At 72.5% G+C, this 13,206-nt stretch carries 11 protein-coding genes; 3 read left to right on the forward strand and 8 right to left on the reverse strand.

Going from position 1 to position 13,206, the window contains the following annotated elements:
- Positions 1 to 41: 41 nt before the first annotated feature.
- The 4 genes from ACZ7KF_RS03480 to ACZ7KF_RS03495 all read right to left on the reverse strand — a co-directional run bounded on the left by ACZ7KF_RS03480 (position 42) and on the right by ACZ7KF_RS03495 (position 6,070).
- Positions 42 to 2,354, reverse strand: coding sequence for a PTS fructose transporter subunit IIABC (locus ACZ7KF_RS03480; protein ID WP_471069010.1), 2,313 nt, complete (start codon positions 2,352 to 2,354; stop codon positions 42 to 44).
- Positions 2,355 to 2,529: 175 nt separating this feature from the next.
- Positions 2,530 to 3,477 carry a 1-phosphofructokinase gene (pfkB, locus tag ACZ7KF_RS03485; RefSeq protein WP_471069011.1) on the reverse strand — a complete coding sequence of 316 codons (948 nt, stop codon included), beginning with the start codon at positions 3,475 to 3,477 and terminating at the stop codon, positions 2,530 to 2,532.
- The gene (locus tag ACZ7KF_RS03490) at positions 3,474 to 4,235 is read right to left on the reverse strand and encodes a DeoR/GlpR family DNA-binding transcription regulator (RefSeq protein ID WP_471069013.1); all 762 of its coding nucleotides are present in this window, start codon (positions 4,233 to 4,235) and stop codon (positions 3,474 to 3,476) included. Before ACZ7KF_RS03490 ends, pfkB begins: the two co-directional genes overlap by 4 nt.
- 251 nt (positions 4,236 to 4,486) lie before the next feature.
- The gene (locus tag ACZ7KF_RS03495; RefSeq protein ID WP_471069015.1) at positions 4,487 to 6,070 is read right to left on the reverse strand and encodes an MFS transporter; all 1,584 of its coding nucleotides are present in this window, start codon (positions 6,068 to 6,070) and stop codon (positions 4,487 to 4,489) included.
- 62 nt (positions 6,071 to 6,132) lie between these two features.
- Between ACZ7KF_RS03495 and ACZ7KF_RS03500 the strand changes: the two genes are divergently transcribed.
- A complete protein-coding gene (locus ACZ7KF_RS03500; protein ID WP_471069017.1) occupies positions 6,133 to 7,131 on the forward strand; it encodes a helix-turn-helix transcriptional regulator in 999 nt (332 codons plus the stop codon).
- 107 nt (positions 7,132 to 7,238) lie between these two features.
- On the opposite strand, the gene ACZ7KF_RS03505 is transcribed toward ACZ7KF_RS03500, so the two are convergent.
- Together ACZ7KF_RS03505 and ACZ7KF_RS03510 are read right to left on the reverse strand one after the other, a co-directional pair.
- Complete coding sequence (locus ACZ7KF_RS03505; RefSeq protein WP_471069569.1) at positions 7,239 to 7,898, reverse strand: TetR/AcrR family transcriptional regulator; 660 nt, start codon at positions 7,896 to 7,898, stop codon at positions 7,239 to 7,241.
- A 602-nt stretch (positions 7,899 to 8,500) separates the two neighbouring features.
- Positions 8,501 to 9,499, reverse strand: a complete 999-nt coding sequence (locus ACZ7KF_RS03510; protein WP_471069018.1) for a sigma-70 family RNA polymerase sigma factor — start codon at positions 9,497 to 9,499, stop codon at positions 8,501 to 8,503.
- Positions 9,500 to 9,689: 190 nt separating this feature from the next.
- On the opposite strand from ACZ7KF_RS03510, the gene ACZ7KF_RS03515 reads away from it, so the two are divergent.
- Positions 9,690 to 10,208 (forward strand): GNAT family N-acetyltransferase, encoded by a 519-nt coding sequence (locus ACZ7KF_RS03515; protein WP_471069020.1) that lies wholly within the window; start codon positions 9,690 to 9,692, stop codon positions 10,206 to 10,208.
- A 1-nt stretch (position 10,209) separates the two neighbouring features.
- On the opposite strand, the gene ACZ7KF_RS03520 is transcribed toward ACZ7KF_RS03515, so the two are convergent.
- A complete protein-coding gene (locus ACZ7KF_RS03520; protein ID WP_471069022.1) occupies positions 10,210 to 11,001 on the reverse strand; it encodes a dioxygenase family protein in 792 nt (263 codons plus the stop codon).
- A gap of 147 nt (positions 11,002 to 11,148) precedes the next feature.
- On the opposite strand from ACZ7KF_RS03520, the gene ACZ7KF_RS03525 reads away from it, so the two are divergent.
- Positions 11,149 to 11,658: a MarR family winged helix-turn-helix transcriptional regulator gene (locus ACZ7KF_RS03525; protein WP_471069024.1), complete on the forward strand. Its 510-nt coding sequence runs from the start codon at positions 11,149 to 11,151 to the stop codon at positions 11,656 to 11,658.
- Between the two features lie 7 nt (positions 11,659 to 11,665).
- Here the strand turns inward: ACZ7KF_RS03525 and ACZ7KF_RS03530 are convergent, their stop codons facing one another.
- Entirely contained in the window at positions 11,666 to 13,204 is a 1,539-nt protein-coding gene (locus ACZ7KF_RS03530) for an MFS transporter (protein ID WP_471069025.1), read from the reverse strand.
- Positions 13,205 to 13,206 lie beyond the last annotated feature (2 nt).

The raw sequence follows: 13,206 nt of genomic DNA on the forward strand, positions 1-13,206 counted from the left end.
AACCAAAGGGACAAGACGCCGTCGAGTGGTGGGTGCGGCGGTCAGGCCGCTATCGGGTGCTTGGACTCCTTCGTGGCGGCCGGGTTCCCGGCGCGGCCGGCGGCCGTGGGCTCGGACGCCTGCCCGCGCATCCCCTTGAGGAGGACCACCAGGGCCGTGGTGACACAGACGCCGGCCGCGACGGCCACGAGGTAGAGGAACGGGTTGCCGATCAGCGGGACCACGAAGATGCCGCCGTGCGGGGCGCGCAGGGTGGCACCGAAGCCCATCGAGAGGGCGCCGGTGAGCGCGCCGCCCACCATGGAGGACGGGATGACCCGCAGCGGGTCGGCCGCCGCGAACGGGATCGCGCCCTCGGAGATGAAGGAGGCGCCCAGCACCCAGGCGGCCTTGCCGTTCTCCCGCTCGGTCGGGGTGAAGAGCCTGCCGCGCACGGTGGTGGCCAGGGCCATCGCCAGCGGCGGGACCATGCCGGCCGCCATCACGGCGGCCATGATCTTCATGGCGGAGTCGCTGGGGGTGGCGACGGCGATGCCGGCGGTGGCGAAGGTGTAGGCGACCTTGTTGACCGGGCCGCCCAGGTCGAAGCACATCATCAGGCCGAGCAGGGCGCCGAGCAGGATGGCGTTGGTGCCGGTGAGTCCGTTCAGCCAGTCGGTCAGGCCCTTCTGGGCGGCGGCGATGGGCTTGCCGATCACGACGAACATCAGGAATCCGACGATCAGCGTGGAGATCAGCGGGATCACCACCACCGGCATGATGCCGCGCAACGCCGCCGGGATGTCGATCTTCTGGATCGCCAGCACCACACCACCGGCGACCAGACCGGCCGCCAGGCCGCCGAGGAAACCCGCGTTGATGGTCAGCGAGACGGAGCCGCCCACGAAGCCGGGGACGAGGCCGGGCCGGTCCGCCATGCCGTACGCGATGTAGCCGGCGAGGACCGGGACGAGGAACCCGAAGGCCACGCCGCCGATCTGGAAGAGCAGGGCGCCCCAGCTGTCGGCCTGGGTCCACACGAAGTGGTCCATCACCGAGGGCGCCTTCTTGATCTCGTAGCCGCCGATCGCGAAGCCCAGGGCGATGAGGAGGCCACCCGCGGCGACGAACGGGACCATGTAGCTGACGCCGGACATCAACCACTTGCGGAGCTTGGTGCCGTAGCCCTCGGTGGAGTCGCCCGCGCGCTCGACCGGCGTGCCGGCCGGCGCGTGCGCCGGGGCACTCGCCTCGCCGCGCGCCGCCTTCTCACGGACGTCCGCGATGAGTTCGGCGGGGCGGTTGATGCCGGCCTTCACGCCGACGTCGACGGTGGGCTTGCCCGCGAAGCGGTCCTTGTCGCGTACGGGGACGTCGTGCGCGAAGATCACGCCGTCCGCCGCCGCGATCACCGCCGGGTCCAGCCGGGAGAAACCGGCCGAGCCCTGTGTCTCGACGACCAGTTCGACGCCCGCGTCGCGGCCGGCGTTCTCCAGGGACTCGGCCGCCATGTAGGTGTGGGCGATGCCGGTCGGGCAGGAGGTGACGGCGACGATACGGAAGGGGCGCTCGCCCGCGTCGGCGGTGGTACCGGTGCCGGCGGTCGCGGGCGTGCCGGCCGCTGCGGCGCCGGTGGAGGCCGCCACCGGCGCCGCAGCGGTGTCTTCGGAGGAGTCCCCGGCATCTCCGGACTCCCCGGTGTCCCCGGACTCCCTGGCATCCCCGGTTTCCCCGGCTTCCATGGCATCCCCGGAACTCACGGCGCTCTGGACAGTGCCTTGGGCGGCGTCCGAATCCGCGCCCTCGGCACTCGCGCCCGCATCCCCGGCGCCCGCGCCCGTACTTCCGGCGCTCGCCGAGCCGTTCGCGCCCTTCGGCTGCGCCTCACCACCGGCGCCCGCGACAGCGCCCCGCGCTTCCTCGCCCGAGGGAACCTCCTCCCCCCGGATCAGCGCCGCCGCCGTATCCGCATCGTCCACCGCCCGCAGCGCGGAGGTGAACTCGGCGTTCATCAGCTGACGGGCGAGGGAGGAGAGGATCGTCAGGTGGGCGTCGTCGGCACCGGCGGGCGCCGCGATCAGGAAGATCAGGTCGGCCGGACCGTCCGCCGCGCCGAAGTCGATACCGGCGGCGCTGCGGCCGAAGGCGAGGGTCGGTTCGGTGACGTGGGCGCTACGGCAGTGCGGGATGCCGATGCCGCCGTCGAGCCCCGTCGGCATCTGGGCCTCGCGGGCGGCCACGTCGGCGAGGAAGCCCTCCAGGTCGGTCACCCGGCCCAGGGCCACCATGCGCTCGGCGAGGGCACGGGCCGCCGCTTCCTTGGTGTCGGCGGACAGGTCGAGGTCGACCAGATCCGCGGTGATCATGTCGCTCATCACGGGCTCCCATGCACGCGTATCGCCCGGGGAGTGGGGTGGGCGGAGGAGGGGACGGGGGTGGGGACGGGGGTGGGGACGGGGGTGGGGTGGGCTGAGGGAGGAACGGGGCGGGGGAAGGAACGGGGGTGGGGCGGCGGGGCTGAAGCGGTCGTGCGGGGCGCAGCCGGGGCCGTCATGGCGCCGGCTCCGTCAGTTCGCGGTCCAGGGGGATGTCCGTGGTGACGGTCACCGCCGTGGGGTCGAGGTCGGCGGGGGTCGGCATCACGCTGCCGGGGAGCCGGACGGCGGCGGCGCCATGGGCGACGGCGGAGGCGAGGGCCTCGGGGCCGGCGCCGCCCGCGATGAGGAAGCCGGCCAGGGAGGCGTCGCCGGCACCGACGTTGCTGCGGACGGCGGACACGCGCGCGCTGCCGAACCACGCGCCGGTGCCGGACACCAGGAGCTGACCGTCGGCCCCCAGACTCGCGAGCACGGCGCGTGCGCCCATCGAGCGCAGCTCCTCGGCCGCCTTGAGCGCGTCGCCCACGGTCGCCAAGGGGCGCGCGACGGCTTCCGCCAGCTCCTCGGCGTTCGGCTTCACCACGTCGGGCCGCGCGCGCAGCGCCTCCTGGAGCGCACGCCCCGAGGTGTCCAGCGCGATGCGCGCGCCCCCGGCGTGCGCCCGTGTGACGACATCGGCGTACCACGAGGGCGCGAGCCCCCGGGGGAGGCTGCCGCAGCATGCGATCCAGTCGGCGTCGCGCGACTGCTCGCGGACCGTGTCCAGGAGCAGTTCCTGTTCCTCCGCGGACAGTTCCGGACCCGGTGCGTTGATCTTCGTGAGGACCCCGTCCGCCTCCGCGAGCGCGATGTTCGAGCGGGTGGCGCCGGCGACCGGGACCGGTGCGACCTCGATGCCCTGCGCGTCGAGCAGATCGGCGACGAGCGCGCCCGGCGCGCCGCCCAGGGGCAGGACGGCGACCGTGCGCCGGCCCGCGGCGGCGACGGCCCGCGAGACGTTCACGCCCTTGCCGCCGGGGTCCATGCGCTCGCCGTCGGCGCGGATGACCTCGCCGCGCTCCAGAGCGGGGACCTCGTAGGTGCGGTCGAGGGAGGGATTGGGGGTGACGGTGAGGATCATGCGCGCACTACTTCCGTGCCGCCGCGCTCGATGACGGTGGCGTCTTCCGGGCTCAGCCCGCTGTCGGTGATCAGCAGGTCCACGTCGCTCACACCGCCGAAGCGGGCGAAGTGCTCCTGGCCGTGCTTGGCGGAGTCGGCCAGCAGCACCACGCGGCGGGCGGCGGCGACCGCGGCCCGCTTGACCGCGGCCTCGGCGAGGTCCGGGGTGGTCAGACCGTGCGCGGGGGAGAAGCCGTTCGCGGCGACGAACAGCACGTCGGCGCGGATCTCGCCGTACGCGCGCAGCGCCCAGGCGTCCACGGCGGCGCGTGTGCGGTGCCGGACGCGCCCGCCGACCAGGTGGAGCTGGATGCCCGGGTGGTCGGCGAGGCGGGCGGCGATGGGCAGGCTGTGCGTGACGACGGTGAGCGAGGCCTCCAGCGGGATCGCCGCGGCGAGGCGGGCCACCGTCGTACCGGCGTCGAGGATCACGGTGCCCTCGGCCGGCAGTTCGGCGAGGGCGGCCTTGGCGATGCGGTCCTTCTCGTCGGCGGCGGTGGACTCGCGTTCGGCGAGGTCCGGCTCGAAGTCGAGACGGCCGACCGGGATGGCGCCGCCGTGCACCCGGCGGACGAGGCCGGCGCGGTCGAGGGCCTTCAGGTCCCGGCGGATCGTTTCCGCGGTGACCTGGAACTCCTCGGCCAGCGACAGCACGTCCACCCGGCCGCCGTCACGGGCGAGCCGGAGGATCTCCTGCTGCCGTTCCGGTGCGTACATGTCCGTCTCGCCTCCGCGTGCCGCCGTCGGGCCCCGGCCACCCGGGAGGCGTTCGCTTCCGAACGGTTCCGAGTGATGCCCGAACGTGTGGTTTCAGCGGCAGGCTACGCCCGGATTTCCGGAAAGTAAACAGACTCGGGCACGGTCCAGGCATGAACGGACTTCTGCTGTCCGGGCGGCGAAGGCTCCGATCCGGCCCGGAAAGCGGCGAGCCCGGCACCGTCCGGTGCCGGGCTCGCCGTCGTGGCTGGTCAGGCCACCAGCTCGGGCTCCTTCGCCACCGGAGTCTCCTCCGCGGCGCCCTCCACATGCTGGGCCGGACGCTTCGGCAGCGCGCACATCAGCAGGAAGATCACCCCCATGATCCCGGCGACCCACCACAGCGCGTACTGGAAGGCGTCGACGAAGGCCGGGCCGATCCGGGGCGGGGCCAGCCGGTCGCCGATCCGTCCGAAGAAGACCACCGAGACCAGCCCCAGACCGAGCGCGTTGCCCATCTGCTGCACGGTGTTGATCAGGCCGGACGCGGAACCGGCGTGCTCGCGCGGCACCTCCGAGAGCACCGCGTCCGTCAGCGGGGCGACGATCAGCCCCATGCCGGCACCCATCACGACCAGCGGCAGGGCCATCTGCCAGGGGGCGATGGCGAGACCGTAGTGGTGGGCCTCCCACAGGTAGAGAAGGACGCCCACGCCCATCACCAGCGCGCCCGCCTGGAGCACCTTCCGGCCGAACCGCGGGACCAGCTGCTGCACCGACAGACCGGCCGCGGTGGACACCGCGAGCGAGAACGGCACCCCGGTCAGCCCGGCCCGCAGCGGGCTCCAGCCCAGGCCGATCTGCATGTACAGCGTCCAGACCAGGAAGAAGATGCCGAGCGCGACCCCGAAGACGGTCTGTACGGCGATACCGGCGGCGAAGCTCTTCACCCGGAACAGCGACAGCTCGACCAGCGGGGACCCGTCCCGGAGCGCCTTGCGCCGCTCGTACGCCACCAGCGCCGCGAAGACGACGAAGGCACCGGCCATCGAGACGTACCCCCACAGCGGCCAGTGCAGCTCGCGTCCGCGGGTGAGCGGGTAGAGCAGCATCAGCAGGCCCAGCGTCACCAGGGCGACGCCGACCAGGTCCAGCTTCAGTGCCTTCGGGGCCTTCGACTCGGTGATGAAGCGGCGGCCCAGGAACCAGGCCACGACCCCGACGGGCAGGTTGATGAGGAAGATGGGGCGCCATTCGAGGCCGAACAGGTTCCACTCCGTCAGCAGCGCGCCGAGCAGCGGGCCGGAGACCGCGCCGAGTCCGACGATCGCGCCGAACAGGCCGAAGACCTTGCCGCGCTCGTGGGCCGGGAAGGTGGCGTGCACGATCGACAGCACCTGCGGCACCATCAGCGCGGCCATGCCGCCCTGCAGGATGCGGGAGGCGACCAGCATCTCCGGGTTCGCGGCGAAGCCGCACAGGGCGGAGGCGACCGTGAAGCCCGCGATGCCGACGAGGAACAGCCGCTTGCGGCCGTGGATGTCGCCGAGCCGGCCGCCGGTGATCAGACCGGCGGCGAAGGCGAGGGCATAGCCGGCGGTTATCCACTGGATCTGGCTGACCGAGGCGTGGGCGGTCCGCTGGATGGACGGGATGGCGATGTTGACGATCGTGACGTCGACCAGGTCCATGAAGGCGGCGGTCATGACGATCGCCAGGGCCAGCCAGCGGGTTCGGTCGGGAAGCGGTGCGGAGGGCGTCGCGGCGGTCGCCGCCGATGTCCGGGTGTTCGTCGTGCCTGGCTGGTCGCGCAGTTCCCCGCGCCCCTTCAGGGCGTTGGTGTCCGTGGAGGTCATGTCATCAAGGTAGAGGTCCTTTAGGTCAGATCGTGTCCTATAGCTGCGGCATTCTCGTACGCATGACTACGGACACTCCGGCACGGCTGCTGCAGCTCCTCTCCCTCCTCCAGACGCCCCGCGAGTGGCCCGGCGGTGAGCTGGCCGACCGGCTCGGGGTCTCCCGGCGGACCGTGCGCCGGGACGTCGACCGGCTGCGGGAGCTGGGCTATCCGGTGCAGGCGACGAAGGGGTCGGACGGCGGGTACCGGCTGGTCGCCGGCAAGGCGATGCCGCCGCTGGTGCTGGACGACGAGGAGGCGGTCGCGATCGCGGTGGGACTGCGGGCCGGCGCCGGGCACGCGGTCGAAGGGGTGGACGAGGCGTCCGTACGGGCCCTGGCCAAGCTGGAGCAGGTGCTGCCCTCCCGGCTGCGCCACCGGGTGTCCACGCTGCAGGCCGCGACCACGCCGCTGACCAGCGGGGACGGACCGAGCATCGCACCGGAGACGCTGACCGTGATGGCGTCGACGGTGGCGGGACAGGAACGGCTGCGGTTCGCCTACCGCGACAAGGACGGCAGCGCCTCCCGACGGCTGACCGAGCCGCACCGGCTGGTCTCGACGGGGCGCCGCTGGTACCTGGTCGCCTATGACCTCGACCGGGCGGACTGGCGCACCTTCCGGGTCGACCGGGTGAGCGAGCCGTTCGCGACCGGGGTCCGGTTCACGCCGCGGGAGCTGCCGACGGGGAGCGCCGCCGAGTACTTGCGGCAGTCGATCCACCGGCAGCAGGAGACGTACGTGTTCGAGGTGCGGTTCGCCGCGTCGGCGGAACAGGTCTCCGCTCGGCTGCCGAAGTGGCTCGGGGTGCCCGAGGACGACGGCGCGGGCGGCTGCGTGCTACGGGGCACCACCGGCGATCCCATGGACTGGCTGGCGGTGCGGCTGGCCATGGCGGGGTACGCGTTCGCGGTGCGGCGGCCGGGGGGACTGGTGGAGTCGGCACGGGAGCTGGGGGGCCGGCTGAGCAGGGCGGCGGGGGCCGGAGCGGCTGTTCCGGGCCCGGAGGTGCCCGGGTAGACGCCGGAGGTGCCGAACGCCGGAGGTGCCCGGGTAGACGCCGGAGGTGTCGGGGTAGACGCCGGAGGTGTCGGGGTAGACGCCGGGACTGCCGGAGGCTTGGAGTTCTACTCGCTTCCGCCCCATGCGAAGTCCCGCAGGGCGCGCAGGTTGCGCAGTGCCTGGGCCGCCGGGCCTTCGGGGCCGGTGGGCGGCGTCGTCGTGGCGGCCCAGGACTCCACGGCCACGCGGACGGCGGCGCCGGCCACGGCCGCGGCGAACCGGAGCTGCGGGGAGAGCCGTACCGCCTCGGCGGCGTCGGACACGGCGGGTGGCACGGCATCACCGCCGCCCGTCTCCCCGTCCCGCGGCCGTGCCGCCGTCCGTGGCGCCATCCGTGCCGCCAGGATCTCCGCCAGCGCCCCCTCGGACGCCTGGCACACCTCTGCCCACACCTTGCGCAGCGCCGGGCTGGTGTCGGCCAGTCGGATCAGGGTGCGCAGCCATTCCCAGGACGCGGCCGAGACGCCGATGCCGGGGGTCAGGGTGTGCTGGACGGCGTGTTCCAGGACCTGCGGGAGGGCGAGGGGGGCCGGGGCGGTGCGGACCGCCTCGATCCAGCGCTGGGCGCCGGCCGCGTAGAGGGGGGCCACCGCCTCTTCCTTGGTGGCGAAGTAGCGGTAGAACGTGCGCGGCGCGATGCCCGCGGCCTGGGCGATGTCCTCGGCCCGGGTCGCCCGCAGGCCCTGCTGGACGAAGAGGGCCGCCGCCGCCCGGGCGATCTCCATCCGGGTCTCGGCTTTCCGGCGCTCGGTGAGGGACATCGGCGCGGAGGCGGAAAACGGCTGGTGGGCGGCGCTGGGGGTGGTGCTCACCTGGGCAGGCTATGCCCGTGTGGCAGAATCTGCCATCCGGCGGTCCACCCCGGGGTTCAGGTACGGGGTGGGCCGCCGCTCCAGCATGCGGGGCCCCCGCGGGAAGAGGCCGGACTCCGGCGCCCGGGGGGGATAGGCGCCGAAGCCCGGCTCGGGAAGTCCCGGCGCCGGGGGGGATTGCGTCGGGACGTGGCTCGCGTGGGCCGGCCCGGGGCCGGCCGTCGGCAAGGGTGCGGTGCGGTGGGGAGTGCGGTTCCTGCGGCCCGCTGCCGGGCCCGGAAGGGTTGTTCCCTCCGGCCCGGCCGTTGAAGCGACGGGACCACGCCATGTTTGCGCCGTCTTTCGCCACCCGGCGTGCGCGCCCGCGCACTGCGCCGTACGGCCTTCACGGCACTCTCGGACGGCCTCCACGGCACTGCCGCACGGCCGCCACGGCATTCTCGTACGGCCTCTACGGCGTTCCCGGGTGCTCCCCGTGTCCGCTCGACACTTCCGGGTGCTCCCCGCGTCCTCCTCTACGCCGCCGCGTCGAAACCGGTCTGGCGGGCCAGCTTCTTCAGTTCGAGCAGGGCGTGCTTCTCGATCTGGCGGATCCGTTCCCGGGTCAGGCCGTGCTCCTTGCCGACCTCGGTCAGGGTGCGCTCGCGGCCGTCCTCGATGCCGTACCGCATCTTGATGATGGAGGCCGTGCGCTGGTCCAGGCGGCCGATCAGGTCGTCCAGTTCCTCGCTGCGCAGGAGGGTGAGGACGGACTGCTCGGGCGAGACCGCCGAGGTGTCCTCCAGCAGGTCGCCGAACTGGGTCTCGCCCTCGTCGTCCACCGACATGTTCAGCGAGACGGGGTCGCGGGCCCAGTCGAGGACGTCGATCACGCGCTCCGGCGTGGAACCCAGTTCCGTGGCGATCTCCGCGGGCTCCGGGTCGCGGCCGTTCTCGCGGTTGAACTCGCGCTGGACGCGGCGGATGCGGCCCAGCTCCTCCACCAGGTGGACGGGGAGCCGGATCGTGCGCGACTGGTCGGCGATGGAGCGGGTGATGGCCTGCCGGATCCACCAGGTGGCGTACGTGGAGAACTTGAAGCCCTTGCGGTAGTCGAACTTCTCGACGGCGCGCACCAGGCCGGCGTTGCCCTCCTGGATCAGGTCCAGAAGCGGCAGGCCGCTGCGCGGGTAGCGCCGGGCGACCGCGACGACCAGGCGGAGGTTGGAGCGGATGAAGACGTCCTTGGCCCGCTCACCGGCGGCGAAGAGCGCCTCCAGCTCCTCGCGGCTGGCGTCCGACGTGCTCTCCTCGAACCCGTCGAGAACCTGCCGCGCGAACACACCCGCCTCGATGGTCTGAGACAGCTCGACCTCCTTGGCGGCGTCGAGCAGCGGCGTGCGCGCGATCTCGTCCAAGTACATGCCGACCAGGTCGCGGTCTGCGATCTCGCCGCCATGAGCGCGAACACTGCTTGCCGAGTCGGCCGTCTCGCCGGTGGCGGACTGACGACGGGCGACGGCACGGGTTGCCATGCGTGCTCCCTTGCGTTGGTGGGCTGGCGGGTGGTCCGGGGCGAACGCTCGACACTGAAGGGGTCTCCGGGACTCTCTCCGGGTGCCCTGCATCCGTGGGAAACAACGACTGGAATCCGGACAGAATTCCCAACCCGCCCCCCAATTTTTCTGATCATGCAGTACCCTGTCGGCCGCGCAGGGAGGCGAGATGCCGTCGGAACGTGCCGAGGTGCAGGTCAGGCCGGGAGTCGAGGGGGATCTCCGCGCCCTCACGGCTCTCTACAACCACTACGTTCGTGAGACGGCCATCACATTCGATACCGCGGCCTTCACTCCGGAAGAGCGCCGCCCTTGGCTGCTCTCCCACCCGGAAGACGGCCCGCACCGGCTGATGGTTGCCACGGCCGGGGACTCACAGCGGATTCTGGGGTACGCCACATCCGGCCCTTACCGGCCGAAGGCGGCGTACCTGACGTCCGTGGAGACCTCGGTGTACGTCGCCCCGGACGCGGGTCGGCGCGGGATCGGCACGCTGCTCTACGGCGCCCTGTTCGCAGCCCTGGCCGCGGAGGACGTGCACCGCGCCTACGCGGGCATCGCCCAGCCCAACGAGGCGTCCACCCGGCTCCACGAGCGCTTCGGCTTCCGCCACGCCGGGACCTTCCGGGAAGTGGGCCGCAAGTTCGGCCGCTACTGGGACGTGGCCTGGTACGAGAAGCGGCTGTAGCTCAGCCGAACTGCACGGACCGCTTCGCCATTCCCAGCCAGAACCCGTCGATCACCGACTCCGGCGCGTCCGGCCCGCCGCCGGCCTCCGCCGCGCCCATGGTGACGAAGAGCGGGGCGAAGTGCTCGGTGCGCGGATGGGCGTAGCGGCCGGCCGGGGCCTTGTTCAGGAAGTCGAGCAGGGCGTCCCAGTCGCGGGCCTCCAGGGCCCGCCGGCCCCAGTCGTCGAACTCGGACGACCAGCTCGGCACGCCCGGGCCGGTGTGGCGCAGGGCGGCGAGGTTGTGGGTGAAGAAGCCGGAGCCGACGATCAGCACGCCCTCGTCGCGCAGGGGGGCGAGCTTGCGGCCGATGTCCATGAGGCGGACCGGGTCGAGGGTGGGCAGGGAGATCTGGAGGACGGGGATGTCGGCGGCCGGGTACATCTCGACGAGGGGGACGTAGGCGCCGTGGTCGAGGCCGCGGTCGGGGATGTCCTGGACGGGGATGCCGGGGGCGCGCAGCAGCTTGCGGACGGAGTCGGCGAGCGCGGGGGCGCCGGGGGCGGCGTAGGTGACCCGGTAGTAGTGCTCGGGGAAGCCCCAGAAGTCGTAGACGAGGGGGACGGTCTCGACCGCGCCGAGGGCGAGCGGGGCCTCCTCCCAGTGGGCGGAGACCATGAGGATCGCCTTGGGGCGGGGCAGCGCGGCGGACCAGGCGGCGAGCTGGCCGGGCCAGACCGGATCGTCGGCGAGCGGCGGGGCGCCGTGGCTGAGGTACAGGGCGGGCATGCGCTCCTGGGCGGTGGCGGTCATCGCGGCGGCTCCGGTGGTTTTCGCATCGATGCGGGCACTGGACCTCAGGGCACGCACCGGCTAGATGCTTTAACTCTCAAGCTCTCGTTCGGGACTCTACCCCTCACTTGTTCAAGTTTCAAGGAGATGCCTCGTACAGTGGGACACATGAACACGGCCCCGGACTCCGCCGCACGGCACCGCTGGCTCACCGACGAGGAACAGCGCGTCTGGCGTGCCTATCTGCACGCCACCACCCTGCTGGAGGACCACCTCGACCGGCAGCTGCAGCGCGACGCGGGCATGCCGCACATCTACTACGGCCTTCTCGTCGGCCTCGCCGAGGCGCCGCGCCGCCGGCTGCGGATGACCGAGCTGGCGATGCAGGCGAAGATCACCCGCTCCCGGCTCTCGCACGCGATCGCCCGGCTGGAGAAGAGCGGCTGGGTGCGCCGCGAGGACTGCCCCTCCGACAAGCGCGGCCAGTTCGCCGTGCTCACCGACGAGGGCTTCGAGGTGCTGCGGCGCACCGCGCCCGGCCATGTGAGCGCCGTACGGCAGGCGCTGTTCGAGCGGCTGAGCCCGGAACAGCAGAAGGCCCTCGGCGAGATCATGGAGATCGTCGCCGAGGGCCTCCAGCCCAACGAAGCGGGTGCGGACCTGCCCTGGCTCCGCTAACGCACGGTCAGTGGGCCACCACCGGCACCGGCACCTCGTCCTCGACACCCTCGCCGGAGGCCACCGTGGTGGAGCCCGGACGGCCGGCGTTGACGAAGGTGAAGGCGATCAGGGCGGCCAGGCCCAGGATGCCGACGGCGAACCAGATCGCCGCGGTGTAGCCGTGCACCAGGCCCTGGAGCTGGACCAGCTTCTGCTGCGGCTTGGCGGTGGCGCCGGCGATGTGGTCCTTGACGTACGAGGTGGTCGCCGAGGAGGCGATGGTGTTCAGCAGGGCGGTGCCGATCGCGCCGCCCACCTGCTGCGAGGTGTTGACCATCGCGGAGGCGACACCGGCGTCCCGGGGCTCGACGCCCTGGGTGGCCAGGGACATCGCCGGCATGAACGCCGTACCCATGCCGAGGCCGAGCAGCAGCATCGCGGGCAGCAGCAGGGCGGCGTACGACGAGTCGATCTCCAGCTGGGTCAGCAGCAGCATGCCGAGACCGGCGACCAGGAAGCCGGGGCCCATCAGCAGCCGGGCCGGGACGCGGGTCATCAGCCGGGTGCCGATCTGGGTGGAGCCGGTGATCATGCCGCCGACCATCGGCAGGAACGCGAAACCGGTCTTGACCGGCGAGTAGCCCTTGACGACCTGGAGGTAGTAGGTCAGGAAGAGGAACAGGCCGAACATGCCGATGATGGCGAGGCCGAGGGAGAGGTAGATGCCACCGCGGTTGCGGTCGGTCACCACGCGCAGCGGCAGCAGCGGGGCCTTGACCCGGGACTCGACCAGCGCGAAGGCGATCAGCAGCACCGCGGACGCGATGAACATCGAGACGGTGACGGTGTCGCCCCAGCCGTCGGACTCGGCGCGGGTGAAGCCGTACACGAGGGCGACCAGACCGAAGGTGGACAGGATCACGCCCGGGATGTCGAGCGCGGAGCGGTTGCGGCCGCCCTCCGGCTCACGGATGACGAAGTAGGCGCCGGCCGCGGCGACCACGGCGAACGGGACGTTCACGAAGAAGGTCCAGCGCCAGTCCAGGTACTCGGTGAGGAAGCCGCCGAGGATCAGGCCGACGGCACCGCCGCCGCCCGCGATGGCGCCGTAGATGCCGAACGCCTTGGCGCGCTCCTTGGCGTCGGTGAACATCACGGCGAGCAGGGACAGCGCGGCCGGGGCGAGCAGCGCGCCGAAGACGCCCTGGAGGGCGCGGGCGCCGAACATCATGGAGCCGGTGGTGGCGGCCCCGCCGAGCGCGGAGGCCGCGGCGAAGCCGGCCAGGCCCAGGACGAAGGCACGCTTGCGGCCCCACAGGTCGGCGATCCGGCCGCCGAAGAGGAGCAGACCGCCGAAGGCGAGGGCGTAGGCCGTGACGACCCACTGCCGGTTTCCGTCGGATATGCCGAGGTCGGTCTGGGCGGAGGGCAGGGCGATGTTCACGATGGTGGCGTCCAGGACGACCATCAGCTGGGCGAGCGCGATGAAGACGAGCGCTTTCCAGCGGTTGGCGTCACCGCTCGGGACGGCGACGCCGGGAGCCTTGAGGGCTGTTTCGGACATGG

The organism is Streptomyces sp. NPDC038200 (assembly GCF_055600785.1).